Consider the following 25,758-nt stretch of genomic DNA (forward strand, 5'->3'; position numbering starts at 1 on the left):
GCCGAACCGACGAACCTGAACACCCGTCAACCCTCTCTGACCAGCTGATCAACACCTCCCGCACGCCGGGGGAAGCTCAGTTTCTGGGGGCCCGCGGAAGCAGTACGGGACCCGCGCACACCACCGCGGGCCCCGTATGCCAGGGAAAGGCAGGTGAGGGTTCGGTCACGTTCGCATGGGTGTTGGCCTGGAACTGCCGGGGCTACTTGACGAGTTTGCCGATGGCGTTGGCTTCCTGGACCTGGTTGGACAGGAAGTCCCACGACAGGTTGATGTAGCCGCCGTCGCCCCAGTTGCTGCCCCAGGAGTTCTCGACGCGGACGCCCTGGTTGGTGTAGCCGACGATGGTGATCTCGTGGCCGCCGAGGACCGGATCCTCGGCGCCGCCGGGTTGGTACGAGTAGTCGGCCGCCTGCTGCTGGCTGATGTCCTGGAAGCTCTGGTGGACCGGAAGGGAGATGGCGACCGGCTCGCCGTCGGCGAGGGCCTGCTTCACGTCGGCCTGGATCTGGTTGCCGGTGTGCAGCTGGGTGTGGCCCGACAGCTTCCAGTGCGCGGCGTTCTGGCGCTCGGCGTCGGTCGGCTGGGTGGTGAAGTCGAAGTCGCCCTGCGTGTAGTCCGACTTCGAGTCGACGCCCTGTGACTCCGCTATACCGAACGTATCGTCCGGGGTGCTGCCCTGGTCGTTGCCCTTGGCTATCTGGGCGTAGGTGTACATGGGTGCCTGCGGGCCGGTGGTGATGCCCTGCTGCTTCTCCTGGATGCTGTAGCCGGAGTAGTCGATGGCCCAGGACACGCAGGAGCCCACCCTGCCCTGATTGCCCGGGGCGATCGCGTACTGGCTCAGGTCCACGCTGTCCGGCACGTCCTGGGGCGCGCCGCCCTTGTGCGGCGAGAGGGCCGCGAGGCGGGAGATGACCGAGGTGTGCGAGGAGAGTGCGCTCGCCTTGCCTCCGGAGGGCAGCTTGGCGCCGAGCGCGAAGTGGTGGTGTGCACCGGCGTGGGTGTCGAACGTGCCTGAGGCCGAGGCGATGCCGGCTGTCAGGGCCGCGATGGCGCCGGCGGTGGCCATGGCGATGGCGGTGCGGGTATTCGTGTTCGTTCTCTTCTTGTGCGAGGGGGTCATGTGGGGGGTGTCTCCTCAGGGACGGAGGTTCTGTGACCCGGTGCGGGTCACGGGCCGCCGGCCGGGGTCGGCCGGCGGAGCTTGGATGGGCGGGGCGGCTGGGTGTGCCTGGGATCCGGTGGTGTCGGGCGCCGGGGGTGGGGAGTCGTGGAGGCCGCGGTTCGTACGGGACCGTGGCGATGCGTGTCGCACCGCGATGACGGCGGCGGACCCACCGGAACTGCCGTCCCGCGGTGGGGAGTCGTTTGTCAACGACCTTTTGCAGAGCGGGAGTTCAGCAGGTTCTCTGGTTGGCGGTACGCAGCACGGCTGCGGAGCAGTGGGCCGGGGCGCGTGGCTATCGCGCGGGGCGGCCGATCTCTGGGACGGCACCAGGGGTGGCCGCGGCCAGGGGCAGGGGTGCGGCGGCGGGCGCGCCGGGGTGGCGCGGTGGGGATCCAGGCGAGGTCCGCAACGGAGTCTCCTTGCGTATGGCGGCAGCCCGTGCCCGCCGGCCGCCGGGGGCGGTCGTGGTGTTCGGGCGGCTCCCATGGGTGTGGGGGGGTGAGGAGCCTGAAGCGACGGACTGCCGATCTTGGAGAGTCCGGCGGTGATGCCGGTGGAACTTCTGTTCGGCAGTCCGATTGGGGCAGGAAGTTATGCGGCTCACGCATCGGGTGTCAATGGCCGAAAGTATTCGAGCGGCAGGCAGTTGGTGTACGGGGGGCGTGAATGTCCCAAAGATTTCAAGTGTGTTGGTGTGAGGTGGTGGGGTAGGGGGTGGTCGCTCTCGTCGGCAGGGCGGTGCTGGCGGCGGGTGGGGTGGTGTCGGCCGTGGGTTCGCTTCCGTGACCAGGGAAGAAGCGGTTGGGAGTGGCAGGTTGGGCAGGTGGACGCCGCCGTCGGAAGGGGACGGGGCGAGAGGTGGGACCGGCCCGCTGGAAAGCGCGCCCGGAGCCGGCTGCGCTTCGTTCTTTTTCCTTCCCTTTTCTCATTCATGGGGTTGGGCAGGGGCATGAAGGAGCCGACACGGCCACTCGCATCCTCCGGAGGCAAGGCCCGAACTGGTGGGGCTGCCGTATGCGTTCGGCTCCGCCCCTGTTCCGGTCAAAGCCGGGCACCAGGCGTTCGGCACGCTCGCCGTAGCATGGTCGGCGCCACCCGGCACCGTGGGGCTGTCCAAGAAGCAGCTACGGCATCTGCTGGGCACGGCCGACCGCCTCGGTGCTGCGTTCGCCGCGCTGCACGCAAAAAGGCCACCATGCTGGACGGCCGCGTCCTACGCTCCCGCAGTATCGACGGCCTGACCAGGAGCTCTACGCCTTGCTCACGACATACCAGGCCCTGACCCGAGCCGGTGACGATGCCCTGAGCGGCCAGCCGAAAGTTCCCGGCGACCGCATCAGCTTCACCGTCCTCATCAATGCCGCCGCCGACACCGTCACCACCGCCCACGGCATCTTCCCCGACGTCGCCACCGACCAGACCGGAGCCATCGCGCGAGCCGTCCGGGCCCATCTCCTGCCCGTCCACCGCCGCCAGCGTGTGAAGGCCCGCACCTGCAACAACCCCACCAGCAAGTACGGCCCGAACGCCGGACAACACCCTCAACAAGCCCAGAGCTACACCATCCACACCACCGTCACGTTCTTCGAGCACGGCCTCAGCAACCGCTCACGGCGCTAACGCAACGGCGTTGAGCCCCAACAATCCGCGGGAGCCACCGCTCGCCTCCGGGCGCTCAACGCCCCGCCGTTGCGCCCCCACACACGCCGCCGGCACGGCTGAGAGGCCAGCCCATACTGCTCCGTGCCAGCCCTGATGATGGGCACATACTCGCGGCTCAGCGGGTTTCGACCTTCAGGCCGCCGAACATGGCGCTGCGGTTGCGGGCCAGGAACTCGTGGGGGAAGCCGAGGTCGATGGCGCTGGCCTCGTCCAGGCGGGCGAGGTGAGCGGCATCGAATGCGACGTCCAGGGCACCGAGGTTGTCCTCCAGCTGTGCCGAGGTCCGGGCGCCGACGATCGGTGCCGTCACGTCGGGGTTCTGCAGGGTCCAGGCGAGGGCGACCTGCGAGGGCGTCTTACCCAGTTGGGCCGCGATCTCTTTCACCACATCTGCGATCGCCAAACCGCGCTCGGTGAGGTGGCCTTGGGCGAGAGCGAGGCTCTTGCGGGTGCTGCCCTCGCGCGGGGCGGCGACGGGCTGCTCGGCCAGGTCGGCGCGGCCATATTTGCCAGTGAGGACCCCGCCGGCCAGCGGCGACCACGCGATCACGCCCAGCCCCATTTCGCGCGCCATCGGAACCAGGTCGCGCTCCACGGTCCGCTCGATCAGGCTGTACTCGATCTGCAGCGCCACCAGCGGCGACCACCCGCGCAGATCGGCAATGGTCTGCATGCGCGAGACCTGCCAGGCCGGCGCGTCCGAGATCGCCACGTACAGCACCTTGCCCTGGCGGACCAGGTCGTCGAGGCCGCGCAGGATCTCCTCGACCGGTGTCAGAAAGTCCCACACGTGCAGGTACAGCAGATCGAGGTAATCCGTATTCAGCTGTCGCAGACTCGATTCCACTGAGGCGAACATGCTCTTACGGTGATTGCCACCGGAGTTCGGGTCGCCCGGTCGGCGCAGGCTCGTGTATTTTGTTGCCAGCACCAGGCTTTCGCGGTTTTCGCGGATGAATTCGCCCAGTAGTCGCTCGGAGCTGCCGTTGGTGTACATGCTGGCGGTGTCGATGAAGTTGCCGCCACGCTCGACGTAGCTCTCGAACAGCTTGCGCGCCTCGTCGGTGTCGGCACCCCAGCCCCAGTCGGCACCGAAGGTCATGGTGCCCAGCGCCAGCGGCGAGACACGCAGACCGGAGCGGCCCAGCAGCCGGTAAGTGTCAAGGGTATGAGACATCGCATCCTTCTCTCTCGCGTGCCGTATGTCGGACATCAACTCTCGATGTTCACGTCCTGCTGATGGGACGCTGACGCGCCCTGCGCCACTTCACCATCAGCTCCCTCACAAGATCGGCTCCATCATTCACGCCGCACTCGCGCTCACCCATGTCGAAACGGCTGGACCATCTGGATTTCGTTGAGATCACTTCATTGCCACGCTTGTCGTTCGGCCGTAAACCCACTAGGTCATTCGGGGGAATTCGACTTCCTCTTATGCGTATTCGGAGTATGTCCAAACACGCCTTAAAGTCCGTAGTGGTGTCCGGTGTAGGTGTCCATGCCGGAGCGGGACGGGTTTGCTCCGAGAGCTCAACCGCCGCCGTGGCCAGTGGGCAGTCGATGTGGGGCGAACAGTCTGCGGCCACCGTTTCCATGTGAATGGTTGCCGTCAGAGCTATGCGGTGGTGGCAGGCGTGCCATCGGGGAGGGGCTGTTCGGCCCAAATGGTTTTGCCGCGGGCGTGGTAGCGGGTGCCCCAGAGTTGGGCGAGTTGGGAGACCATGTAGAGGCCGCGTCCTCCTTCGTCGGTGTCCAGGGCACGGCGGATGTGGGGGGAGGTGCTGCTGCTGTCGGAAACCTCGCAGATGAGGTTGCGGTCTCGGATGAGCCGCAGCTGGATCGGCGGGCTGCCATAACGGATGGCGTTGGTGGCCGGTTCGCTGACCAGAAGTTCTGTGGCGAATTCCAGCTCTTCCAGGTCCCATTCCTTCAGTTTCCCGATGGCGAGGGCACGTGCTTCGCTCACGACGGCGGGATCGTCCGCCGGATCCCAGGTGATGTGCCGGTCCCGCACAGGCGGTGCGCCACCTCGCGCAGGGGCAGGCTGGGCCACGTCGCCGTCCAGGACACAGGAAGCCCACCTGCGGATGGGCCGGGGTTGCGGTGGATCAGGAGGTGGGAACGGCGGGCTCCGACCATGCGCCGGGCATGATGACGCAGATGGAGCGGCCGCACAGGTCGAGGGTGCGGTCGAGCGGCTCGTCGTGACACAGCATGGCGTCCCGCTATCGGCGCGGCGACGCCCGAAGTGAAGGCGGTGCGCCGAGTCGTCTCGATTCGCGAGACGGATTCGCGTGAGCTGCAGCACCGCCTACCGAGGCCAAGGGCTCAGAGATGCATCCGAGCGCGGCCCGGACGTTGCGCCGCGGGCTCGACCGGCATCGTCTTTGGGCGTCTAGAGATAACCAGGTACTGTGCAATGCATGGAACCTGACATTGCAGGTAAGCCTGTCGCGAGCAAGGCGGAGAGCCAGCTCCGCAAGGGGGTACTGGAGTACTGCGTGCTCGCGATCCTGCGGGAGGGCCCGCGCTACGGCGTGGAGCTGCTCGAAACCCTCGGCGCGGTGAACGTCATGGTCACCAGCCAAGGCACGATCTACCCCTTGCTGTCGCGGCTGCGCCGAGACGGACTGGTGGAGACCCGCTGGCAGGAGTCCCCCAGCGGGCCGCCCCGGCGCTACTACGAGCTGACACCGCCGGGGCACGCGGCGCTGAAGGAGTTCACCGCGATCTGGCCGCACTTCCGTGACGCGGTCGACCACTTCATCACCGACTGACAGGAGACCACCATGACGATCACCGACCACCCGCTGGTGAAGAAGTACCTGGCCGCCGTGGCGCGCGAGGCGGCCGGCCTCGGCCCGGAACGCCGCAACGAGCTGCTGGCCGACCTGGAGGAGCACATCGCCGTGGCCCTCGCGGAAGAGTCCGCCTCCGGCGACGACGAGATCCGCACCGTGCTCGCACGCCTCGGCGACCCGCGCACGATCGCGGCCACCGCACTCGGCGAGGAACTCCCCGCTCCGCGCGAGATCCAAGGACGCACCTACGCCCTGCTGGGACTGCTGGCGGCGACCGGCCCCCTGGCGATCTTCCCCCCGCTGGGCATCCCGGTCCTGATCGGCGCGATCTGGTGGCTGTGGACCGCCCCGCAGTGGCGCAACCGCGACAAGGCGATCGCAACGGCAGCCGCCCTCGTGCCACTGCTGTTTGTGGTAGCGCAGTGGCACCTCTTCACGGCCTCCCTGGGCTTCGGTCTCGGAGCGTTGTTCATCCCGTTCACCCTGGCCGTCCTGGCACTCCCCGCCGCCGCCGGCGTCTACCTCCTGCGAGCGGCACGCCGCCGGCCGTGACGGGAATCCACCTGCCGCCGACCGGTACCCCTGCGCTGCCCTTCCCCGCGCCGGCCAGCTGATCCACAGATGCCGGCGCCGGTGGCTGCGGCCGGTCACCACACGTCCAGCCCCACCGACGAACTCTGAACATCCCCCACCGACAAGAGGAGAGAACGATGCAGGCACAGCTCGCAGCCCAAATGGCCCTTGCCCCTACGGGCAACATCATGATCGCCTGCGCAATGGGTGCCGCGGCCCTCGGCGTTCTCGCGTTGTACTTCGGCGCCCTGCTCAGCATCATCAGGTCCGACCTCACCAGCGGGATGAAGCTGGTCTGGCTCGCCTTCGCCGTGATGGCCCCCTTCTTCGGGAGCCTGCTCTGGTTCCTCATCGGTCGCCGCGACGCCGAGCGTCGGGCAGGCGTTGCCTGATTCCCGGGGCGCTCCATCGACGGTGCCTGGGCCATAGGTCAGGGGCGCGTGCACACTTCCGTGGCGGGTTCTCCGCCTTCCGGGCGGTAAAGCCTGACCCGTGCGTCCTTCGGCTTGGTGCCGTGTGTGGTGGCGGCGGCGTCGGCGGCTGTGCAGACGAGCTGGTGAAGGGCGGTGCGGTTGGCTGTCCAGCCGCGCGGTAGGTGCACGTCGGCCGTGCTCGATTGTGGTGTGACGGCGGTGGGCGCGGGTGTGCCGGGTGGGATGAGGCTGACCAGGCCGCGGGTGCGCTCGGCCGGGTCGGGGCCGGCCACGAGCTGGTCCATGGCCGCCTGGAGGGTGTTGGGGCGTTTGTCGAGGCGGGAGACGCGTTCGAGGCCGAGGGGCGAGGAGAAGTAGACATGCACGGTGGCGGGCGGGCGACCTTGCGTCCGGCGCAGTCCGGAGGCGGGAGCCCCTGCTTGGGCGGGGCCTGTGTCGTTGACACCACAGGCGGTCAAGGACACCAGGCACAGGGCGAGTAGCGGCGAGGACGCCGCGCGGGGCCTCATCACGCCGGTTCCTGGGGCAGTTTGAGGGTGAAGACCGCTCCGCCTCCGGGCACGTTGGCGGCGGTGAGGGTGCCGCCGTGCAGGCGCGCGTTCTCGGCGGCGATGGCGAGGCCCAGGCCGCTGCCCTCGCTGCGGGTGCGGGCCGCGTCGCCCTTGGTGAAGCGGTCGAAGACGTGGGGCAGGGTGTCCTCCGGGATGCCGGGGCCGCCGTCGGTGACTGTCAGGACGAGTCGGTCGTCCTCGGTCCGGGCCTGGAGGGCCACCGGTACGGACGGGCCGCCGTGGCGCAGGGCGTTGCCGATGAGGTTGGCGAGGACGACATCGATGCGCCGGGGGTCGAGACGGGCGCGCAGCCCCTGCGGCACGTCGACGCCGACCCGGTCCTGCCAGTGCCGCAGGGCGAGCGTTTTGCCGACGAGTTCGCCGATGTCGATCTCGTCGAGGTCCAGGGCGGCGGCACCCGCGTCGAACCGGGAGATCTCCATGAGGTCCTCGACCATGCGTCCGAGCTTGTTCGTCTCGTCGGCGACCAGTTCCAGCGCCTCGGCGGTCTCCGGGGCCAGCCGCCCCGAGCCGGCGTCCTCGTTCAGGACGCCGGTGACGGCGGTCATCGCGGCGAGGGGGGTGCGCAGTTCGTGGGAGACGTCCGCGGCGAAGCGGCGCGCTCTGCTCTCCATAGCGCGCAGTGTGGCCGCGTCGGCCTGGAGTGTGGCGGCCATGGTGTTGAACGTACGGCCGAGGTCGGCGAGTTCGTCGTCGCCGGTGACGCGGATCCGGGTGTCGAGGGCGCCGGTGGTCATGTTCTCGGCGGCCGAGCGCAGCTGCCGTACCGGGCGCAGGACGCGGCGGGCCGCGAGCAGTGCCGGGACGACGGACAGGAGTACGACGGGCAGGGCGCCGGCACGCGCGGCGGAGAGGAGGGTGGCGACGTCTCCCTGCTCTTCGGTGAGCGAGAAGGACGCGTAGACGACCAGTCCGGAGGGCTCGGAGGGGTGGCCCTCGCGGGTGACCGGCAGGGCGAGTGCCAGCCAGGGTTCCCCGGCACGGTGGAAACGCTGGACGACGGCGGTGTGCGCCGAGGAGGCGGCGTGGCGCAAGGAGGTGGGAAGGGCGGGTGCGGGGCCTGCGGCGGAGACGAGTGCGCCGTCGCGGTAGGTGGCCGCGGTGCGCCAGTCCTCCCGGGAGCCGCCGGCCCGGTCGAGCTGGAGCGCGAGGGTGCGCAGGTCGGTCTCGGCGGGCGCGTACGGCAGGTCGGGGGCCAGGGAGCCGATCTGGGCGCGGAGTTGGTGCACGGCGCTGTCCCGGGTGCGGTCCAGGATGGCGGCCCGTGCCTGGTGGAAGGTGAGGGCGGCGGCGGTGAGCGCGCTGAGGGTTGACACCAGGAGGAAGGCGACGACGAGGCGGGTGCGCAGGCCCCGCGGGAGGAGGCGTCTCACAGCGGCCCGAAGCGGTAGCCGAAGCCGCGCACGGTCTGGATGTAGCGCGGGTTGCGCTGGTCGTCCTCGATCTTGGCGCGCAGCCGTTTCACGCACGCGTCGACGAGTCGCGCGTCGCCGTAGTAGCTGTGTTCCCAGACCCGTTCAAGGAGTTGCTGACGGCTGTAGGTCTGCTCTGGGGAGGCCGACAGGAAGAGCAGGAGCTTCAGCTCGGAGGGGGCGAGGGTGAGTTGCCGGCCGTGCTTGCACACGCGCACCGCGATCCCGTCGATCTCCAGATCACCGTAGGCCAGGGGCTGGTCGCGGTGGCCGGGGCGGGGCTGCGAGGGTGCCAGGCGGCGCATCACCGCGCGCATGCGCGCTTCGATGACCTCGCTGCTCGCGGGTTTGACGATGTAGTCGTCGGCGCCCGCCTCCAGGCCCACCACGACGTCGATGTCGTCACCGCGGGCGGAGAGGATCACGATGGGTACCTGGCTGCTCTCGCGGATGCGCCGGCACACCTCCAGGCCGCTCATGCCGGGGAGCATCAGGTCGAGCAACACGATGTCCGGCGCGAACGGTGCGAGCGATGCCAGGCCGTCCTCGCCCGTGGCGACCGCCTCCGTCTCGTGGCCGTAGTGGTGCAGTCCCAGTGTGACGCCGCGGCGCACGCCGGGATCGTCCTCGATCAACAGAACGCGTGTCATGCGCCGGCCTCTCCTCTCACTCGTCGGCAAACCCACCTCGTATGGCACCTCAAAATGGTGAATACCGGCTGAACATGCGCATGCAGGCGGCGCGTCAGCGAGCCTTCTGCGGCGCCTCCACCGGGATGGTCGTACCGGTCTCGTCGCACCTGACGCTCCATGCCTCTGACTCTCCCGACTCGTAGACGCGGACGACGACATCGACAGGCCGTCTTCCGCCCGGGATCCCCGGGGCCGCGGCGGCCGTGCACACCAGCTGGTTCACCGCCATTCCGTCCAGCTCCGCCACGAGCCATGGCAGGTACAGGTCCACCACTCCGGGCCCCGCCGCCGCGGCCCGGACCCGGTGTGTCCCGGCCGGCAGCGCGGTGACGAGCCCGCGGTTCCGCTCGTTGCGGGTCGGTCCGGCCAGCAGCTCGTCCAGCGCTGTCTGCGGTCCGGCTCCGGCGGACGCCGCACGGCTGACGGGCCAGGTCCCGTTCGGGGCAACGAAGTACGCCCGCACCCAGCCGGCGGCGCCGACCGCGCGGCCTCCGCCGGCCGGCGCACCGGCCGCCTCCGGCCGGGTGTCTGAGACACCGCAGCCGGCGAGCGCCCAGGAGGCGAGCAGCCCGGCCACGGCCGGCGCCTTCCGCGCCACGCCCCACCGCACCCTTCCCGGCCCACCTGGCGCGCCTGGCCCCTGTGCACCCTTCATCGGCATGCGCCCAGTCTCCCCGCACGCCGACCGGGCTCCGCGCACCCCCGGTCTCACGGCGCCGTCAGCCGCTCGATGTCCACCGTCCCCGCACCGGGCTGCGGTTGCGGTACGGCCGCCCACACGCCCGCCGCCACGGCGAGGGCGGCGGCGAGCGCCAGCAGGCCGCGGCGCCCGGTCGCCCACCTCGCCCGGAAGCGAACCGGGTCCTCCACCCCGGCTTTCGTCAGCCGGGCGGCCAGCAGCGACACCCCGATGGCCACGGCGGTGCGCCACCACCCGCCGATCCCGAACACCGTCTGCGGCAGCAGCAGGTACACCGGCCAGTGCCACAGGTACAGGCTGTAAGACAGCTCCCCGAGCCGGCGAGGGACGGTGCTGCCGGCGAGCCGGCCGACGTGTCCGTCCGGCGCATGGGCGAGCAAGGCGATCAGTACGGCAGCGGCCAAGGAGTGCGCGAACAGCCCGCCCCGGAAAAGACCGGGCGCGTTCTGACCATCCGCCAGAACCCATGCGGCGCCGATACCGCACGCCAGCACAGCGCACACCACATCCACAGCACGCCCCGGTACGCGGTCGACCAGCCCCGGGACCGGCGGCGTAGCCGCCAGCGCGCCGAGCAGCAGGGCGAACGCCCGGGTATCGGTGCCCTCGTAAGCGCGCGTCGTGTCCACGGCATCGCCGTAGTGGAGCATCAGCACCAGCGAGACGAGCGCCCCCGCGCCGGCGAGGACGGCGACCCGCCACTGCCCGCCCCGGCCCCGCCCGGCGAGCGCCACCACCAGTGGCCAGGCCAGGTAGAACTGCCACTCGACGGCGATGCTCCACAGATGTGCGAAGACGCGGGAGCCGGAGGCGTTCCAGTACCCGATCTGCTCGGCGACGAAGTGCCAGTTCACCGCCTGCGCCGCGACCCACGGCACGTCGTCCAGCGCGAAGAGCAGCACGGACGCCGCCCCGAACGCCCAGGTGAGCAGAAGGGTGCCGACGCCAACAACGGTCAGCGCCGGCAGCAGGCGGCGCGCCCGCCGGCCCCAGAACGCGGTCAGGCCGATCTGACCGTGGTCCGCAGCCTCCCGCAGGAGCAGGCCGGTGATCAAGAAGCCGGACAGCACGAAGAAGAGGTCGACGCCGAGAAAGCCGCCGCTCAGATGCCCGGCATGAAACAGCAGGACGGCCAGGACAGCCAGACCGCGCAGCCCGTCGAGCGGGGCGATGTGCGAGTCGTGCGAGGCGATATGGGTGCCGGGAGGAGGGCCGGGAACAGGCCCGCGGCGCAGCCGGCTGCGGGAACGAGATCCGTACACTCCGGGCACGGGCAGAGGCGAAGACACAGCGAGCCTTTCTACGCAGAGCGGCTCAGCGGCAGCCGAGCTTGCCGTACCGCTCGTCTCCGGTCCACGAGCCGGTCGCCCACTTCTTCGGGGTAGCCGGGGTGAAGCCGTAGGTTTTGCCGAGCTGTTGCGTGAACCACTTGGCGAAGGCGGCCGAACCCTGCTGGCAGGAGTGGATGCCGTCGGACGCGCGCTGGGCCTTCCCGGCCTTGGGGTCGGTGCCCCACAGCGCGGAGGCGTCGACGAACCGGACCTTGCCGCCACTGCGGTCGGCAACCTGCTTGGCTGCCTTCGGCGCGCTCGCGATCGCGCTCTCGTACTTCTTGTAAAAGTCGTCGATCTTGAACGGCGGGGCCGAAACGATCACCAGCTCGGCGCCCGCCCGCTGCGCGGTCCTCGCAAGCTTCTCGTACGAGGCCCGCTGCTGGTCGGCGCTGCCCCAGTCGTAGGTGGTGACCTGGTAGGCGATCACGTCCGGGCGGAAGGACTTGATGTTCTTCGCGAGGTCCTTCCACGTCGACTCCGCGATCTGCCCGGCCATCCTGTCGCCGCCCTCGACGACCGTGCCGCCGCCGTCGGACGCCGCGTTCTTGAACCCCACACCGCTCGCCTTCAGCGCTGCCTCCAGGGGCGGCGCCTCAGCACCGGCTATGGAGTCGCCCATCCACAGGACCCTCTTGCCCTTGCCCTGTGGCCCCTGCTGCGCCGACTCACCGGGGTCCGTCTTCGCGGCGCCGCCCCCGCCGTCCACCGTCCCGCAGCCGGTCAGCACGGCGCCGGCCACAGCCGTGACAACGAGGGCGGCGGCAAGCGGGGCCCACCGACCGCGCCGGTGACGATGCCGGTGAGGGGGCTGATGCTCGTGACGTGAGGTGAAGTTTTCGTCCATGCCCTCAGGCAAACAGCGCACCGAGCCGATCGACGGGGCGGTCATCTACCGGTCACACGATGAGCCACGGGCCGTCACACGGCGACGGCGCCCGGCGGCTAGTTTTCCACCACGGCCGCACCCACTGCTGAGGCGTTCCACACAGCCGGCACACATCCGGGGGAACGAAGCGGGGCGCGATTCCGCCTCCCTCCTTCGGCTCCCCGCGTCCGCAGTGGCCGGGCTCCTGCCCATCGGAAAGGGGGAAGGGGTGCGGCCTCCCCCACGCAACTCCCGCTGAGAGAAAGCGAAGACGGACATGACCACACCCGTCACCACCCCCGCACACAAGGCACCGCGCCGAACGGGGAGGCGTGCCGCCGTACTTGCGGCATCCGTCGCCCTCATCGCCGCGCCGATGCTGGCGGGCACGGCTACGCCTGCCATGGCCGAGGACGGCAACACCTTCTACACGAGTGAGCAGGAGGTCATCGACCTCCTCACCAAGAGCTCGCCCCTCTACGCCCATGAAGCCATCCAGGGCTACCCGGTCACCGGTCAGGACACCAAGAGGATCACGCTCGAAGAGGTGAAGAAGGTCTATACACCTGACCAGGCGGTCACGGATGCCCAGAAGTGGCTGACGGGCTTCGACTCCACCTCTGGTTTCGAAAATTTCGGCACGGAGGAACGCACGAGCAGCACGGAGGACAAGGATCAATGGCTGGGCAACTGGGATGCGAAGACCATGTGCGGCAAGCCCAGCGACGAGCTCGCGCGGCAAAATCGCAAACTGACGTGTGGCTTTGTGGGAAAGCTCGACACGGAATACCCGACGATGCAGGCCACGTCGAAGACCACCGGTAAGGCGAAACTCACCTACACGACCCAGGCCAGCGTATCCAGGGAAGACAACACGACCAGTGGCTGGTCGGCGGGCGGCAAGATCACCCTCACCGCCACGCCGGAGAACCAAGGGGGCAGCGCCGAGGGAAGCTTCACGTACAACCAGTCGACCAGCACCACGAACAAGTGGGCGACCATGGCCGAGGAGCGCAGGGAAATCGACATCCCGGACAAGACAACGGGATGGCTCGAAGCGCGCGCAAACGGCGGCTGGTACACCGGATACATCCTCCAAAAGATCGACGACACCGACGGAAAGGCGCAGAAGATCGTCGCGATTCCCGCACGCGTGCTCATCCAAGCGCCGAAGGACTCCGCTCCCATTACCTGGGTCAAGCGCCAGAGCTAGCAGCGCACCATCCCCTCGCACCACCTGGGCCCCCGGCAGCGTGCAGCGCGCACGCCGCCGGGGCAGCTCCGCTTGGCACCGCACGGCGTGTGCACCTCGCGTCACCGGCGGCGCTCGGTGGCGGGACGCCATGTGCCCGCCTGTTGTCGCCGGATGCTCTCCGCGAGGAGGGAGCGGGGGCGGTACGGGGTCGGAGAGAGGGACAAGGTGCTGGGAGCACTCGTCGGCGAGTTCGTGGTCGTGGGTGATCAGGACGACGGTCGCGCCCGTCCCGGCGAGCTCGGTGAGCATCTCGGAGACGGAACGCATGGCACCGTGGTCGAGGCCGGAGGACGGCTCGTCGAAGACGTACACCTCGCGGCCCTCGACGAGCGCTGAGGCGATGGCCACCCGTTGCTGCTGGCCGCCGGAGAGCGAGAGCGGATGACGGTCCGCCAGATGCCCGATGTCCAGCCGTCGCAGCGCGTCATCGACGGCGGATGACGGCACGTGACGACGTCCCAGCGCCAGCTCTTCGCGCACCGACGGGCCGAACAGCTGGCGGTTGACGTCCTGCATGGCCCGGAAACGCGTCGGGTGCGCTCCCGGCGCTTCAACGGCGCGCCGTCGAGCGCCACATGGGCCGGGGACTTCCGAAACCCGACCAGGATGCGCGCGGTGTACGTCTTCCCGACGCCGTTCCGTCCGAGGAGCGCGGTCACCGTGCCGCGCGGGAAGCGCAGTTCACCAAAGCGCGGGTGGTGGCACACCAGTCCCGCCCTGGCTCGACCACCGCGGGCAACTCCCTTTGTTCCACGGCAGGTTGATCCGGCTGAAGGTCGATCACCTGCCCGGTGACCCCGACCCGAAGCCCGTCTGGCTGTGGTCGTCACGCACCGGCATGACCAGCGCCGACATCGACGTGCGCTGGCAGGCGTTCCTCCGCAGATTCGATCTTGAGTACACTTTCCGGCTGTTCAAGCAGCCCCTGGGTTGGACCGTCCCCAAGGTTCGCGACCCGCACACGTCCGACCTGTGGACCTGGTTGATCACCGCCCAATGCCACGAAGTTAAGGGCCCGGAGGCGGTGTCAAGAGGAGCGTGAAATGCTGCGGGCCTCTGCTCTCCAGGGGATCGACCAACCGCGCTCACCGGCCAGGTCGACGACGTGATGAACCGCTGTAGCGCCTGCTGCTCCACGCCGAGTCGGCGGGGCATCGGCTTCATCGACCTACGCCGTCCGTCCAAGAGAGTTCCCACAGGCTCAGACTCCGCCGAACCGCGCGCAGCACCCCGCGAGGCCGCCGCTGCTTCCGGGCTGTTGCAAGGGAAAGACGTGTGCGTCGTCTGCTGCGACCTTTCCGTCCTGCCCGAGGTTGGCTCGAAGCCCTTGCGTAGAGTCTGCATGGTTCTCCGACCTGCGATGCACTGTTCTCCGCACGCGAGGGCCGGCGATCAAAGGTCATCGCGGCGCCGGGGCAGCTCCGATCCACTGCCCGCGTCGGGCCTTTGAACTGCGGCTTTTCGGGTGCGGACCGCACATGGGTGCCAAGTGCCTGGCTGCGAGGTGACTTTGGAGGAGCTGACAGTCCCCCTTTTGGTCGTTCCCGGAGAGGACGGATGGATCGGCTTCGTCGTCGTCGCCGAAACCGATCACGCCCAGCTGGTCCGTCATTTGGTCCGTGACTGGTCCGGAAGATCAGTTCGAGGAGCGGTGAAGTCGGGATGAATGGGGCAATCGGGTTCCTGTGCGATGCGACGGAAACGAGGGCGCCTGTCGGTGACTCCTCAGCTCGGAGCCCACTTCAAGCGCCCTAGAAGAATCCAAGTTTCTTGGGCGAGTAGCTACAAAAGATGTTCTTGGTCTGTTGGTGGTACAGGGCTCGCAGTGGCGCTGACCTGCCGGTATGGCGACCGTGACCGCCGTCGGCAGGGAGTTGGTCCGTGCATGGTCCGGATCTTGGCGTCAGCTACCTGAATGCTGGGGTGCGTCTGTCGGCGCCGCCCAGGAGGGTGGATGTCATCCGGCCACCGATGCTTGGTCAGGAGCGGCGTGGCGTGGTGGTCCTGGGCCGGCTCGACCATGACCGGTATCACTGCCCTTCTCGGTACCCGCCGCCTCCGCAGCTCGGCGCAGGAGGGGTCGGTGTGCAGGACATGAGGGAAGGAACAGCTGAAAATGCATGGGCGCGGCAACCTTGTCTGATTCTGGGCGCGGTGCCCCTTCGGGTTCCACTGGCAGTGGGTTTGGGGCAATGTTGCGGGTTCAGGTCGGCTCCCAAGAAGAGCTTGAGTTGATACCCACGTATTGCAGGTCAGCACGCCAATCCAGTCGATGCCCTGCACCTGGCCGTACTGACCACAGATGTGATCGCGGGCACCGTGCGGTAGCTATGCAGCTCGGTGGTGAGCGGACACGATCAAACGTTCCCGCTCACCACCTTGAGTTCAGCGTGCACGCCGACAGAGCCGGTTCAGTGGCACATGGCATCGCTGGACCTTGGGGCCTCCGGGTGGCGTCCTCAGCGGCTGCTCTTCAGTTTGGCCAGGGCTTCGGCGACGGTGTCGGCGTAGATCTTGCCGCCGCCGGGTCCGGGGTGGATGCCGTCGTTGGCGAGAAGGTCGGTGTGGCGGGAGATGGCCTTGTCCCAGTCGGCGACGGCGACGTGGGCGGAGTTCTTCGCGGCCACGTCCTTGACGGCTTGGTTGACCTTTTCCTGCCAGCCCTGTCGGGGGGCGTGCACGGTGACCAGGACGATCCGCTTGTCCGAGCCGATGGCGTCGATGGCGGACTGGAGGTCCTTGGCCCCGCCGACGCCGTTCGTGCCGAGGCCGATGACCACGGCGTCGCCCAGTGGGCGCTTCTGCTTGATCGTGTCGATCTCCTTGGCCGCCGCGGAGAGTTGACGGCTGACCCTGGCGTCGATGTCGATGCCGGGGAACTTCTGCTTGAGGGCAGGGGCCGCGGCGACCATGACCGAGTCTCCGATCGCGGTGACCTTCCCGGCGGCAGCGGCCGGGGAACCGTCCTCCAAGGCGCGTTCGCCTGCCTTGACCTGATCGGCGGCGCTGTTGCCGTCCTTGGGGGCCGTGGCCACCCCGCAGCCCGCGACCACGACGGCCGCCAAGACGGTACCGGTCACGGCCCTGGTCCACAGAGTCCCATTACGTCGGGCAGTGGTGCCGGTCGCCAGGGTGCGGCGCAGCCGGTATGTGGTCGTGCGGAATCCGTGGCGCCGTACGGGTCCTTCGACCAGCCGGTACGAGAGCGCGGCGAGGCCGACAGAGGCAACGGCTGCGGCGAGGGTGTTCAGGGTCACGTCGGCGGGGGTGCGGCCGTCCGGGGTGGCCAGTGCGATGGCGGGCAGGTGCCACAGGTAGATCCCGTAGCTGCGCTTGCCGAGCCAGCGCAGCCAGGGCGTGCTGAGCGCTCGGGCGAGCAGGCCGGCGGGCTGTACGGCGGCGAGCACGGCCAGCGCGGCAGCGAATGCGGCAAGGATGAAGCCACCGGGGTAGAGGGCATCGGCGTCCTGGGAGGCGGTCCAGGAGAGCACGGTCAGGGCGGACAGCCCCGCGAGACCGGCGAAGTCCACGGCCCGTACGGTTCCCGGCATTTGACCGGACAGCAGTCCTGCGGCGGGCCGCAACAGGGCCAGCGCGGCGCCGATCAGCAGCGGGAAGGAGTGGGTGTCGGTGCCGAAGTAGACGCGGGAGGCGTCCGTATCCGGCTCGTACAGCAGAGCCATCGCGGTCACCGAGGCCAGGGCCGCGGTAGCGACCAGCGTCACCCGTGCTCCCTTGCGGCGCACTGCGCGGAGCAGCGTGATCAGTACCAAGGGCCACAGGAGATAGAACTGCTCCTCCAGGCTGAGGGTCCACAGGTGCTGGAAGAGTGGTGGCGGGCCGAAGTGCGCGAAGTAGGAGGCGTCGGTGGCTATTTGCCACCAGTTGTTGGTGAAGGTGGCGGCGGAGAGCAGGTCGCCGGCTGCGGTGGCCAGTCGGTGGGGTTCCAGCACGGTGGCGGCGCAGGCTGCGGTCAGCAGGACGAGGGCGAGGGCGGGCAGCAGCCGGCGAGCCCGGCGTACCCAGAAGCCGCGCAGGTCGATGCGGCCGCAGCGGCGGTGTTCGGCCAGTAGCAAGTCGGTGATCAGATAGCCGCTGAGGACGAAGAAGACGTCGACGCCGAGGAAACCGCCGGGCAGCCAGGCCGGGTTGACGTGGTAGAGGACCACGGCGGTCACGGCGAGGGCGCGCAGGCCATCCAGGCCGGGCGCGTACGGCCGGCGGGGCGGCGGGGTGTCAGGCCGGGGCGGGGTGAGCCGCAGGGGCTGATCGGTGGGGACGTAGTGGTGGTGGTCGGCCACGGTGTGGCTCACCTCTCCTTCACGGGGGGCGGGGCGGTGTCGTCGCGTACAGCCTTGAAGAGGGCGTTCGCCTCGGGCTGCTTGACCGCGACGCGATTGGGGTCCTTGGGATACGGGCCGACGGGCAGCGTCCGGAAGGTGATCTCGGACGGCTTCAGGCCCGCCAGGCTGCGGGCGAGACTCAGCAGGTCCCGGACCGAGCCGAGGGCCTTGTCGGTGGTGAGCGCGCTGGTGGCGGCGTCGGCGACCTTGTAGAGCCGTACCGGGTCGGTGAGCAGGCCGGAGCCGTTGAGCTCGGCGGCGAGCGCGGCCATGAACTTCTGCTGCAGCTTGATCCGGCCCAGATCGCTGCCGTCCCCGACGCCGTGCCGGGTGCGGACCAGGCCGAGGGCCTGCTCGCCGTTCAGCCGGTGGCGGCCCGCCTCCAGGTCCAGATGGCTGTCCTTGTCGTGGATGGCTCTGTCGGTGCTGACGGTGACCCCGCCGACCGCGTCGACCAGCTTCTTGAACCCGGTGAAGTCGACGTCCAGGACATGGTCGATACGGACCTTGCCGAGCCGCTCGACGGTCTTGACCGCACAGGCCGAACCGCCCACGAAATAGGTGGAGTTGAACATCGTCGCTGCGGTGGCCGACGAGGTGTGGCCGTTCGGGAGCGGGCAGGCGGGGCGCGCGACCATGGTGTCGCGCGGGATGCTGACCACCGTGGCCTGCTGCCGCCCTTTGTTGAGGTGGACGAGCATCGCGGTGTCGGAGCGGGCGCCGCTGTCACCCGCGCCGTACTGTGCGTTCTTCCCGGCCCGCGAATCGGAACCGAGCAGCAGGATGTTGAGCGAGCCGTAGGCCCCGCGGGCCGGCCGGTCGGATCCCAGGGCGCCGTCCACGTCGGTGGTGGCGAGATTGGAGTCGAGCCGGGCGTACAGCAGCCAGCCGCCGAGCGCGAGGAGGGCCGCGAGGGACGTGGCCGTCCAGGCCAGGCGGCGCCTCCTGGGGCCGGCGCGCCGCCGCCGTCCGCGCCCTCGCGTCGGCCGCCGTCGGGGCCGTGTGTGTGCAGCGCCCATGAAGAACACCTCCGAGCCTGTGGTGTGCGGATCTGGTCGCGGATACGGGTCATCCGCGACTGCTGCCGCCAGCGTGGGAGGTGGAGATCTCCGCCCGGAGATGGCAGGACATAGGCCGGTGCTCGGGCGTGTATCGGCTCTGTAGGGCCGTGTATCGGTGGTGTATCGGTGCTGACCCGCGCCCGGCACAGGTGAGGGGCCGGGCGCGGGTCAGCGCAGCGGATGTTCGGGGAGGCGGACGGTGGCGATCGCGCCCCCGCCCGCCGCGTTGGCGAAGTCCAGACCGGCGCCGATGACGTGGGCCTGGCCGAGGGCGATGGTCAGCCCCAGGCCGTGGCCGCGGCCGCGCTCCCGGGCGCCGGTGCGGAACCGCTGCGGACCGTCGGCCAGGAGCGTGTCGGGGAAGCCCGGGCCGTGGTCGCGTACGGNAGACCGGCGCCGATGACGTGGGCCTGGCCGAGGGCGATGGTCAGCCCCAGGCCGTGGCCGCGGCCGCGCTCCCGGGCGCCGGTGCGGAACCGCTGCGGACCGTCGGCCAGGAGCGTGTCGGGGAAGCCCGGGCCGTGGTCGCGTACGGTGACGACCGCCCCCGCCACCGCGACCTCGACGGCCGGCCGGCCGTGCCGGTGGGCGTTGACCACCAGGTTGGCCACGATGCGGTCCAGCCGCCTCGGATCCGTGTCGACCACGGCCCCGCTGACGACCCGCACTTCGGCCTCAAGTCCCGTCCGCCGCACACAGTCCTCGACCAGCGGTCCCAGCGGGCACGGCGCGAGATCCGCCTGCTCCGCACCCGCGTCCAGCCGGGAGATCTCCAGCAGCTCCTCGACCAGCGTGCGCAGGACCCGCACCCGGTCCCGTACATAGTCGGTGGCCTCGCCCTCCGGCAGCAGCTCGGCCGAGGTAACCAGGCCCATCAGCGGGGTGCGCAGCTCGTGGGCGACATCGGCGGTGAACTGCTGCTCCCCGCGGAGCCGTTGCTGCAGCGAGGCCGCCATCGAGTCCACCGCGGTGGAGATCTCCGCGATCTCGTCGCCCGGCCGGTCACTCGCGCCGATGCGCGCGTCCAGGTTGCCGTCCGCGATCCGCCGTGCTGTCCCGGCCGCGTACCGCAGCCGCCGCGCCAGCCGGTCCGCGCTCAGCGCTCCCAGTGGCAGCACGACGCCGACGGCGACCAGCCCGGCCAGGCCCATGGTGGCGTCCAGTACCTTGAGGTTGCGCAGGTCGGCACGCATATCGACCTCGACGCAGAGCATCCGGTCGCCGGCCGGCCGCGCGGCCCACATCACCGGCCCGTACCGGTTCCGGCCGAACGCCGTGCCCTGATGGCCCCTGCGCACCAACTCACGTAGATCTTTTGGCACTTCGGAGGCATCGAGCCGGGCCTCCGTCCCCTGGGTGCTGCCGGTCCGGGAGTAGGTGGTGACCGCCAGGTCGAGCTGGCGCTGCGCGGTGTCCCGGGCCTGGCTCAGCGCCCGGGCGTAGGTGGCCTGGTGCACCAGAACGCCGATCCCCGCGGCCACGGCGCACACCGCGACCGCGATCAGCGCGGCGACCTTCCAGCGCAGCGACCGCCAGCGCCCAAGGGACCGTATCGTCCACGTCCTGCGCATGATCAGCGCCGCAGCTTGTAGCCGAACCCGCGCACCGTCTCGATCCGCTCGGCACCGATCTTCGCCCGCAGCCGCTGTATGTGCAGATCGACGACGCGGCTGTCGCCGTCCCAGGCGTAGTCCCACACCTCGCGCAGCAGTGACCGCCGGTCCAGCACGATCCCGGGGTTCGCGGCGAACTCCAGCAGCAGGCGCAGCTCGGTCGGGGTCAACGAGACCGGTTCTCCGCTGCGGCGCACCTCCATCGCACTCGGGTCGATCTCCACCTCGCCGAAGGCCAGCACAGAGGGGGCATGCGCGCCCTCAGGTTGTCCGTTGTCCTGCGCGGGCGGCTCCGAGGAGAAGCTCGCCCGGCGCAGCAGCGAGCGGATCCGGGCCACCAGCACCGCGCCCTCCACCGGCTTGGTGACATAGTCGTCCGCACCCGCCTCCAGGCCCGACACCACGTCCAGCGCGTCGCCGCGCGCCGACATCATCAGGATCGGGACCAGGCTGAATTCGCGGACCCGGCGGCACAGCCCGATTCCGTCCAGCTCGGGCAGCATCACATCGAGCAGCAGCAGGTCGGGTGGCTGCTCACGGAAGAGCTCCAGGCCGGTGAGGCCGTCCTCCGCGACGCACACCTCGTATCCGTAGCGCTCAAGCGCCATCCGGACCGTGTTGCGGATCACCTCGTCGTCCTCGACGAGCAGGAGCTGAGTCATGGGGTCCTTCACAGCAATCGGCAGGGCATGGAAGAGGCTCGGGTCGGTGTCATCTGACGGGTACGGGTGCCAGTGCCTGGCCGTTCCAGCGGTAGCGGACCGTCGACTTGCGGCCCCCGCCGGACTCGTCCACGACCAGGTCCCGGCCGACGGTGGCGGCGGCCGTCTGCGGCGGTCCCGCGTAGTCCAGTACCCGCCGCACCGAGTCCCCCGAGGCGGTGTACACCCACATCAACGTACGTCCGGTGTCGTCGAAGGCCAGCACCAGCTCGGGTTTCCCGTCGCCGGTGAGGTCCACATAGACGGGGGCACGCAACCGGCAGCGCTTACCGGGACAATTCCCCAGCGAGCCCTTCACCACCTCGGGCACACCAGGGTCTGCTCGAAGCAGCCGCTCCGGCGGGACCTTGCGCAGACCGCCCTCGGGGACGGTGGCATCCGGCACGGGCACGGCGGAGGGGGCGGGCCCACCTTGGGACCGGGCGGGGGGCCGGCCGGGCCACAACGGCGAGGCGCTTTCCGGGACGGACACCGAAGGAGCCACACCGGCATCCCGCATCCCTCCAGCAGGTGCGCAGCCCGCCGCCAGCGCCATCCCCACGGCCGTCAGCCCGGCCAGGGCCGCGGTGGAGACGGGGACGGACCGCCGTCGGCCGAAGCGCAGCATGAGAAATCCAGCAGTCGGGGCCTACGAGGCCATACGAAACACGTGTGTATGGGGACAGACGGGATTAACCGCGGCTGCGTTGCCTTTCCTTCACACTTCGGTCAGCGGTGAGTCGGTGCTGGCAGGCGGAAGCCGATCTTGGCGTGGTGCCGGTGCGGCCACAGCAGATGTCCGGCGACGGCGACGAACGCGATGCCGATGAGGCTGTCGGCGAGGCGGGGTGACCGCGGTACCGGCGTGGCTGAACTGATCGGACAGGAGAAGGATCAGGGCGGTCAGGGCGCCCGTCTGGAGCGCGTAGTTACGGGCGGAAATCCAGGGAAGCAGCACAGCCGCGGCTGTGATCACGGCGAGGTGTTACCGCCGACCCGGTCCTGCGGGAGGAAATGGCCGTGCTGAACAACCCGGCCCTGGTCCGCACCTGCGCGCGGCTCGCCGACAACGACGAAGACGGGTGCGGCGGCGACGCGGTGCTGCAGGCAACCCGGATCACGCTGTGCCTGCTGGCCCGGCGCGTCGAGCAGCTGACCGGGCAGGTCCAGGACCTGGAACGCCGCCTGGCCCGGCTTGTGGAGCGCCACGCCCCGCACCTGCTCGCCCCCGGTGGGTATCGGCCCGGACACGTCCGTCACCCTGCTGATCACGATGGGGGACACCCCGGAGCGCCTGGGTGGCGAGGCGTCCTTCGCCGCGCTGTGCGGGGTCAGCCCCGTAGAACGCTCCTCGGGCACTCGGCAGTACCGTCGCCTCAACCGCGGCGGCGACCGGCAGGCCAACGCCGCCCTGCACCGGATCGCGCACACTCGCCTGCGCTTCGACCCACGCACCCAGGACTACAACGAACGCCGCACCAAGGAGGGCAAAACCCGACGCGAGATCGTCCGATGCCTCAAACGCTACGCCGCCCGCGAGGTGTTCCACCTGGTCAGTCCCACACAGTCATGCCCCCGTCATAGGGGCAGTGGCGACGTGGCCGTCGGAGAGGTCGAAATGGACGACGGCCTTGGGCACCGTGGCAAAGTCACCGGTATTGCGACTAACAGGCCGCAGAGATGACAAGCGCATGACCGCCGTCGTGCGACCCCGGTCGCTACTTTGCACCGTGGTGCCAGCAGCCACCTGGCCTCCGGGCGTGACCCCCGATCAGGTCACTTGGGCGGGAGCTCGGCGGTGGCGGCCATGGCCCATGTCAGCCAGTCGTCCAGGACGTCGTCGTCGAGGGTTTCCTCCGCCAGCAGGACCCAGCCTCTTTGCTCCTTGCCCCGGATCACCAGGGGCGCGGCGCCGGGGCGCTCCAGGGCTTCGTCGTTCCTTTCCTTCCCGACGCGCACCATGAGGCCCTCGTCGTACAGGTTGGCCAGCGCGTTCCCCTGGAAGAGGAAGGTCAGCCCGCTGAACATCTTCTTCGCGACCACTCCCTCGGGCTCCAGCCGCTCCATAACGCGTTCCGCGAGTACTTCGTCGTATGCCATGACTCCACCCTGTTGTCGGGGCCCGAAGGGGTTGGCTGTGGTCATCGTTTCTGCTGGTCGCCGGTGCGGCCACCCGAGGGCCGTGCGGTGGCCGGGAGGGCGGCCTCGTCCTCCCGGCTGCCGGCGTGGTGCGCTGCAGTGGCGGCTGTGGTCAGGGGTTCTGGCCGGCTGCTTGCTGGCCCGGGTGGTGCGGCTGGAGGATCTCGTACACGGTTCCGGCGTCGTCGCGCAGGGTCGCGGAGATGCCCCATGGCCTGGGCTGCGGCTCCTGGAGGAAGGTCACGCCCCGCACGGACAGGTCCGCGACGGCCGCGTGGCAGTCCTCGACGGTGAACGTGCAGCCGATCAGGACACCCTTTTCGATCAGCGAAGCGAGCTGCTGGGCGGACTCGGCGTCCATCACCGGCGGGCCCGGGACCATCAGGGAGATCTGCACCTCCGGCTGGGCCTTGGCACCCACGGTGACCCAGCGAATGCCCTCACCGAACGGCACGTCCGTACGCGCCTCCAGGCCGAGCTTGTCGGTGAAGAACGCCTTTGCCGAGTCCTGGTCCAGCACCCAGACCACGGTCGTGTTCACTCCGGTAATCATGATCTTTCCTGTCTCTGTGCGGCACATACGAACTCACACTCAGTGAGGACGCGCCTATGTCATGTGTCGGGAGCCGCGGGCCCGGGCAACTGTCCGGCCGCTCCTGATCGCCCCCCCTTCCGGTGGGAAGGGGCTCCTGCCGTCACACCGAGGAGGCTCCTCGACGCTCGGACGTTTCCGACGATAGGAGCCCTTTAGGACACCTCACGTCACCAATGCCTGGCAGTCTGAAAAACATGACCCAGGACCTGCCCGCCCGCATGCTGCGCCTGCTCTCCCTGCTCCAGACGCGCCGCACCTGGTCCGGTACCGAACTCGCCGAACGGCTCGGCGTCACCCTGCGCACCATCCGCCGCGACATCGACCGGCTCCGCGATCTCGGCTACCCCGTCGAGGGCACCACCGGCACCGCAGGCGGCTACCGCCTGGCCGCCGGCACCGACCTGCCCCCACTCCTCCTGGACGACGAGGAAGCCGTCGCCATCGCCGTCGCCCTGCGCACCGCCACCAACGGCGTCACCGGCATCGAGGAGACCGCGGTGCGCGCCCTGGCCAAACTCGAACAGGTGCTACCGCAACGGCTGCGCCACCAGGTCGCAACACTCCAGGCCACCACCTCCCCGCTCCCGGTGCCCTGGAGCACCGGACCCGAGGCTGACCCCACCGTCCTGGCCACCCTGGCCGCGGCCTGCCGTGACCGTGAGATCACCACCTTCACCTACCGGACCGGGAAAGGCGTCACGGGCCGGCGCCGGGCCGAACCGTACGCCCTGGTCGCCGCCGCACCCGTCTGGTACCTCGTCGCCTACGACACCGACCACGACGAATGGCGGCTCTTCCGCGTCGACCGCCTCACCGACCCCACCCCCACCGGCCACCGCGCCGGCCCCCGCGAACTACCCGCCACCGACGCGGCCGCGTACGTCGCCGCGCGCCTGGCCGCCGCCCCCGCCCGCTACACCTTCCACGCCACCGTCCCCCTCGATGCCGCCACCGCGCGTGCCCGCACCTACTCCCTCCCCGACCGCGTACGCCCCCTCGACGAGACCACCAGCACCCTCGACCTTGCCGCCGACAACCCCCACCACATCGCCGAACAACTCCTCGGCATCGACCTCGGCCCCACCCACACCATCCACGGCACCCCAGAACTCGCCCCCTACCTGGAAAAACTCGGCCACCGCCTGCTCCGCGCCGCCCACGCCCTCACCGGACACGACGACCAGAACAAAGAGCGCACAGAGCTCGACGCCAGGGACAAGCAGTAGACAGCCCAAGGGCCAACACGGACGAGCGATGAGAGCCCTTAGTTCAGAGAAGCCAGCGCGAAAGATTGGCGGTACTTCGTCCGCGACGTGGTGTGATCGTGGTTCAGGCCCTTTTGTGGAGCGACGAAGTGCGCGAGCCCGGAGACCTGGACCCGTCCACGCCCGTCACCGACCGGGCACTGCAGCTCGCCGAGCTGCTCCTGTCCAAACTCACCGGGATCGAAGTGAAGCAGCTGGAAGACGAATACGGGCGCGCGCTGGAGCAGCTGGTGGCTGCCAAGGTCGAGGGAGGCGAAGTCCCGGAACTGCCGACGCCGCAGCCTGCCGTCGACCTCCTCGCCGCCCTGGAGCAGAGCGTCCAGGCCACACGCCGGTCCAGGCAGTAGGCCGACCCGGCCACCGGTTCGGCCAAAGCTCTGCCAACTCCTCGACCGCCTTGGAGTGGGCGACGTCGGGCACACCCACGCTGCCTGGTGACGGCGGCGGGCGGCTACTATCGAAGGCGGCGTCTGGAGGGTGCCGCCTGATCCGCGGGAAGGACTGAGTCCACCTCCGTCGTTCGATGCCCTTGTGGCTTTGGCTTCTTCCTCGGCCTGTGCAGCGGACCCC

27 protein-coding genes and 4 pseudogenes are annotated in these 25,758 nt (G+C 69.6%); 11 read left to right on the forward strand and 20 right to left on the reverse strand.

The annotated features are described in order from the left end of the window. Positions 1–202: 202 nt before the first annotated feature. On the reverse strand, positions 203–1,126 hold the full coding sequence (locus ACO1BR_RS39705) for a C1 family peptidase (protein WP_426799975.1): 924 nt from the start codon (positions 1,124–1,126) through the stop codon (positions 203–205). 1,046 nt (positions 1,127–2,172) lie between these two features. Here ACO1BR_RS39705 and ACO1BR_RS39710 point away from each other — a divergent pair. Then, positions 2,173–2,412 (forward strand): hypothetical protein, encoded by a 240-nt coding sequence (locus ACO1BR_RS39710; protein ID WP_426799976.1) that lies wholly within the window; start codon positions 2,173–2,175, stop codon positions 2,410–2,412. Positions 2,413–2,428: 16 nt separating this feature from the next. Then, positions 2,429–2,791 (forward strand): hypothetical protein, encoded by a 363-nt coding sequence (locus ACO1BR_RS39715; protein ID WP_426799977.1) that lies wholly within the window; start codon positions 2,429–2,431, stop codon positions 2,789–2,791. Positions 2,792–2,948: 157 nt separating this feature from the next. Here ACO1BR_RS39715 and ACO1BR_RS39720 read toward each other — a convergent pair whose 3' ends face one another. After that, positions 2,949–4,010 (reverse strand): aldo/keto reductase, encoded by a 1,062-nt coding sequence (locus ACO1BR_RS39720; RefSeq protein WP_426800007.1) that lies wholly within the window; start codon positions 4,008–4,010, stop codon positions 2,949–2,951. 438 nt (positions 4,011–4,448) lie between these two features. Continuing rightward, a pseudogene (locus ACO1BR_RS39725) lies at positions 4,449–4,841 on the reverse strand (ATP-binding protein); the annotation flags it as partial. Positions 4,842–5,256: 415 nt separating this feature from the next. On the opposite strand from ACO1BR_RS39725, the gene ACO1BR_RS39730 reads away from it, so the two are divergent. The 3 genes from ACO1BR_RS39730 (at position 5,257) to ACO1BR_RS39740 (ending at position 6,599) form a co-directional block, all read left to right on the forward strand. Continuing rightward, on the forward strand, positions 5,257–5,610 hold the full coding sequence (locus ACO1BR_RS39730; protein ID WP_426799978.1) for a PadR family transcriptional regulator: 354 nt from the start codon (positions 5,257–5,259) through the stop codon (positions 5,608–5,610). A gap of 12 nt (positions 5,611–5,622) precedes the next feature. Beyond that, a complete protein-coding gene (locus ACO1BR_RS39735) occupies positions 5,623–6,186 on the forward strand; it encodes an HAAS signaling domain-containing protein (protein WP_426799979.1) in 564 nt (187 codons plus the stop codon). Between the two features lie 158 nt (positions 6,187–6,344). Further along, positions 6,345–6,599 (forward strand): PLD nuclease N-terminal domain-containing protein, encoded by a 255-nt coding sequence (locus ACO1BR_RS39740; protein WP_426799980.1) that lies wholly within the window; start codon positions 6,345–6,347, stop codon positions 6,597–6,599. Between the two features lie 38 nt (positions 6,600–6,637). Here the strand turns inward: ACO1BR_RS39740 and ACO1BR_RS39745 are convergent, their stop codons facing one another. The 6 genes from ACO1BR_RS39745 to ACO1BR_RS39770 form a co-directional block, all read right to left on the reverse strand. Then, on the reverse strand, positions 6,638–7,150 hold the full coding sequence (locus ACO1BR_RS39745; RefSeq protein ID WP_426799981.1) for a GerMN domain-containing protein: 513 nt from the start codon (positions 7,148–7,150) through the stop codon (positions 6,638–6,640). Beyond that, entirely contained in the window at positions 7,150–8,586 is a 1,437-nt protein-coding gene (locus ACO1BR_RS39750) for an ATP-binding protein (protein ID WP_426799982.1), read from the reverse strand. Before ACO1BR_RS39750 ends, ACO1BR_RS39745 begins: the two co-directional genes overlap by 1 nt. Next, the gene (locus ACO1BR_RS39755) at positions 8,583–9,275 is read right to left on the reverse strand and encodes a response regulator (protein ID WP_426799983.1); all 693 of its coding nucleotides are present in this window, start codon (positions 9,273–9,275) and stop codon (positions 8,583–8,585) included. Before ACO1BR_RS39755 ends, ACO1BR_RS39750 begins: the two co-directional genes overlap by 4 nt. 94 nt (positions 9,276–9,369) lie before the next feature. Next, positions 9,370–9,915, reverse strand: coding sequence for a GerMN domain-containing protein (locus ACO1BR_RS39760; RefSeq protein WP_426799984.1), 546 nt, complete (start codon positions 9,913–9,915; stop codon positions 9,370–9,372). A 110-nt stretch (positions 9,916–10,025) separates the two neighbouring features. Further along, positions 10,026–11,279 carry an acyltransferase family protein gene (locus ACO1BR_RS39765; RefSeq protein ID WP_426799985.1) on the reverse strand — a complete coding sequence of 418 codons (1,254 nt, stop codon included), beginning with the start codon at positions 11,277–11,279 and terminating at the stop codon, positions 10,026–10,028. 52 nt (positions 11,280–11,331) lie between these two features. Further along, positions 11,332–12,090, reverse strand: coding sequence for an SGNH/GDSL hydrolase family protein (locus tag ACO1BR_RS39770; RefSeq protein ID WP_426799986.1), 759 nt, complete (start codon positions 12,088–12,090; stop codon positions 11,332–11,334). A 403-nt stretch (positions 12,091–12,493) separates the two neighbouring features. Here ACO1BR_RS39770 and ACO1BR_RS39775 point away from each other — a divergent pair, with 403 nt between their 5' ends. Further along, entirely contained in the window at positions 12,494–13,429 is a 936-nt protein-coding gene (locus tag ACO1BR_RS39775) for a hypothetical protein (RefSeq protein ID WP_426799987.1), read from the forward strand. A gap of 153 nt (positions 13,430–13,582) precedes the next feature. Continuing rightward, positions 13,583–13,807, forward strand: coding sequence for a hypothetical protein (locus ACO1BR_RS39780; protein WP_426800009.1), 225 nt, complete (start codon positions 13,583–13,585; stop codon positions 13,805–13,807). On the opposite strand, the pseudogene ACO1BR_RS39785 reads toward ACO1BR_RS39780, so the two are convergent. Together ACO1BR_RS39785 and ACO1BR_RS39790 are read right to left on the reverse strand one after the other, a co-directional pair. Continuing rightward, positions 13,718–13,987, reverse strand: a pseudogene (locus ACO1BR_RS39785) (ATP-binding cassette domain-containing protein); the annotation flags it as partial. The gene ACO1BR_RS39780 and the pseudogene ACO1BR_RS39785 overlap by 90 nt on opposite strands. A gap of 29 nt (positions 13,988–14,016) precedes the next feature. Further along, a pseudogene (locus ACO1BR_RS39790) lies at positions 14,017–14,301 on the reverse strand (ATP-binding cassette domain-containing protein); the annotation flags it as partial. Between ACO1BR_RS39790 and ACO1BR_RS39795 the strand changes: the two are divergent. Further along, positions 14,190–14,465 (forward strand): annotated as a pseudogene (locus tag ACO1BR_RS39795) (NF041680 family putative transposase); the annotation flags it as partial. The pseudogenes ACO1BR_RS39790 and ACO1BR_RS39795 sit on opposite strands and share 112 nt — an antisense overlap. Positions 14,466–15,930: 1,465 nt before the next feature. On the opposite strand, the gene ACO1BR_RS39800 reads toward ACO1BR_RS39795, so the two are convergent. The 7 genes from ACO1BR_RS39800 to ACO1BR_RS39830 form a co-directional block, all read right to left on the reverse strand. Next, positions 15,931–17,784, reverse strand: coding sequence for an acyltransferase family protein (locus tag ACO1BR_RS39800; RefSeq protein ID WP_426799988.1), 1,854 nt, complete (start codon positions 17,782–17,784; stop codon positions 15,931–15,933). Next, positions 17,781–18,833: an LCP family protein gene (locus tag ACO1BR_RS39805; protein ID WP_426799989.1), complete on the reverse strand. Its 1,053-nt coding sequence runs from the start codon at positions 18,831–18,833 to the stop codon at positions 17,781–17,783. Before ACO1BR_RS39805 ends, ACO1BR_RS39800 begins: the two co-directional genes overlap by 4 nt. 210 nt (positions 18,834–19,043) lie before the next feature. Next, positions 19,044–19,223 carry a hypothetical protein gene (locus ACO1BR_RS39810; RefSeq protein WP_426800008.1) on the reverse strand — a complete coding sequence of 60 codons (180 nt, stop codon included), beginning with the start codon at positions 19,221–19,223 and terminating at the stop codon, positions 19,044–19,046. After that, positions 19,154–20,446, reverse strand: a complete 1,293-nt coding sequence (locus ACO1BR_RS39815; RefSeq protein WP_426799990.1) for a histidine kinase dimerization/phospho-acceptor domain-containing protein — start codon at positions 20,444–20,446, stop codon at positions 19,154–19,156. The genes ACO1BR_RS39810 and ACO1BR_RS39815 overlap by 70 nt, the downstream gene beginning before the upstream one ends. Positions 20,447–20,448: 2 nt before the next feature. Beyond that, positions 20,449–21,150, reverse strand: coding sequence for a two-component system response regulator CseB (gene cseB, locus ACO1BR_RS39820; protein ID WP_426799991.1), 702 nt, complete (start codon positions 21,148–21,150; stop codon positions 20,449–20,451). Positions 21,151–21,199: 49 nt separating this feature from the next. Continuing rightward, entirely contained in the window at positions 21,200–21,817 is a 618-nt protein-coding gene (locus tag ACO1BR_RS39825; RefSeq protein WP_426799992.1) for a hypothetical protein, read from the reverse strand. Positions 21,818–22,161: 344 nt separating this feature from the next. After that, positions 22,162–22,398, reverse strand: coding sequence for a hypothetical protein (locus tag ACO1BR_RS39830; RefSeq protein WP_426799993.1), 237 nt, complete (start codon positions 22,396–22,398; stop codon positions 22,162–22,164). 22 nt (positions 22,399–22,420) lie between these two features. Between ACO1BR_RS39830 and ACO1BR_RS39835 the strand changes: the two genes are divergently transcribed. Further along, positions 22,421–22,873, forward strand: a complete 453-nt coding sequence (locus ACO1BR_RS39835; protein ID WP_426799994.1) for a transposase — start codon at positions 22,421–22,423, stop codon at positions 22,871–22,873. Positions 22,874–22,965: 92 nt separating this feature from the next. Here the strand turns inward: ACO1BR_RS39835 and ACO1BR_RS39840 are convergent, their stop codons facing one another. Both ACO1BR_RS39840 and ACO1BR_RS39845 read right to left on the reverse strand, forming a co-directional pair. Further along, positions 22,966–23,289, reverse strand: a complete 324-nt coding sequence (locus ACO1BR_RS39840) for a TfoX/Sxy family protein (RefSeq protein ID WP_426799995.1) — start codon at positions 23,287–23,289, stop codon at positions 22,966–22,968. A gap of 151 nt (positions 23,290–23,440) precedes the next feature. Beyond that, on the reverse strand, positions 23,441–23,869 hold the full coding sequence (locus ACO1BR_RS39845; RefSeq protein ID WP_426799996.1) for a VOC family protein: 429 nt from the start codon (positions 23,867–23,869) through the stop codon (positions 23,441–23,443). A gap of 248 nt (positions 23,870–24,117) precedes the next feature. Here ACO1BR_RS39845 and ACO1BR_RS39850 point away from each other — a divergent pair, with 248 nt between their 5' ends. Further along, the gene (locus ACO1BR_RS39850; protein WP_426799997.1) at positions 24,118–25,149 is read left to right on the forward strand and encodes a helix-turn-helix transcriptional regulator; all 1,032 of its coding nucleotides are present in this window, start codon (positions 24,118–24,120) and stop codon (positions 25,147–25,149) included. A 128-nt stretch (positions 25,150–25,277) separates the two neighbouring features. Next, a complete protein-coding gene (locus tag ACO1BR_RS39855) occupies positions 25,278–25,535 on the forward strand; it encodes a hypothetical protein (RefSeq protein ID WP_426799998.1) in 258 nt (85 codons plus the stop codon). The last annotated feature ends 223 nt before the right edge of the window (positions 25,536–25,758 follow it).

The sequence above is a fragment of the Streptomyces sp. YGL11-2 genome (genome assembly GCF_050054615.1).
Taxonomy (GTDB): domain Bacteria; phylum Actinomycetota; class Actinomycetes; order Streptomycetales; family Streptomycetaceae; genus Streptomyces.

Coding starts and splice junctions, on each gene's coding strand:
- ACO1BR_RS39755 (WP_426799983.1), bottom strand. CDS start 9,275: ATGACACGCGTTCTGTTGATCGAGGACGATCCCGGCGTGCGCCGCGGC.
- ACO1BR_RS39840 (WP_426799995.1), bottom strand. CDS start 23,289: ATGGCATACGACGAAGTACTCGCGGAACGCGTTATGGAGCGGCTGGAG.
- ACO1BR_RS39805 (WP_426799989.1), bottom strand. CDS start 18,833: ATGGGCGCTGCACACACACGGCCCCGACGGCGGCCGACGCGAGGGCGC.
- ACO1BR_RS39730 (WP_426799978.1), top strand. CDS start 5,257: ATGGAACCTGACATTGCAGGTAAGCCTGTCGCGAGCAAGGCGGAGAGC.
- ACO1BR_RS39775 (WP_426799987.1), top strand. CDS start 12,494: ATGACCACACCCGTCACCACCCCCGCACACAAGGCACCGCGCCGAACG.
- ACO1BR_RS39705 (WP_426799975.1), bottom strand. CDS start 1,126: ATGACCCCCTCGCACAAGAAGAGAACGAACACGAATACCCGCACCGCC.
- ACO1BR_RS39850 (WP_426799997.1), top strand. CDS start 24,118: ATGACCCAGGACCTGCCCGCCCGCATGCTGCGCCTGCTCTCCCTGCTC.
- ACO1BR_RS39720 (WP_426800007.1), bottom strand. CDS start 4,010: ATGTCTCATACCCTTGACACTTACCGGCTGCTGGGCCGCTCCGGTCTG.
- cseB (WP_426799991.1), bottom strand. CDS start 21,150: ATGACTCAGCTCCTGCTCGTCGAGGACGACGAGGTGATCCGCAACACG.
- ACO1BR_RS39825 (WP_426799992.1), bottom strand. CDS start 21,817: ATGCTGCGCTTCGGCCGACGGCGGTCCGTCCCCGTCTCCACCGCGGCC.
- ACO1BR_RS39745 (WP_426799981.1), bottom strand. CDS start 7,150: ATGAGGCCCCGCGCGGCGTCCTCGCCGCTACTCGCCCTGTGCCTGGTG.
- ACO1BR_RS39780 (WP_426800009.1), top strand. CDS start 13,583: ATGCTCTCCGCGAGGAGGGAGCGGGGGCGGTACGGGGTCGGAGAGAGG.
- ACO1BR_RS39735 (WP_426799979.1), top strand. CDS start 5,623: ATGACGATCACCGACCACCCGCTGGTGAAGAAGTACCTGGCCGCCGTG.
- ACO1BR_RS39740 (WP_426799980.1), top strand. CDS start 6,345: ATGCAGGCACAGCTCGCAGCCCAAATGGCCCTTGCCCCTACGGGCAAC.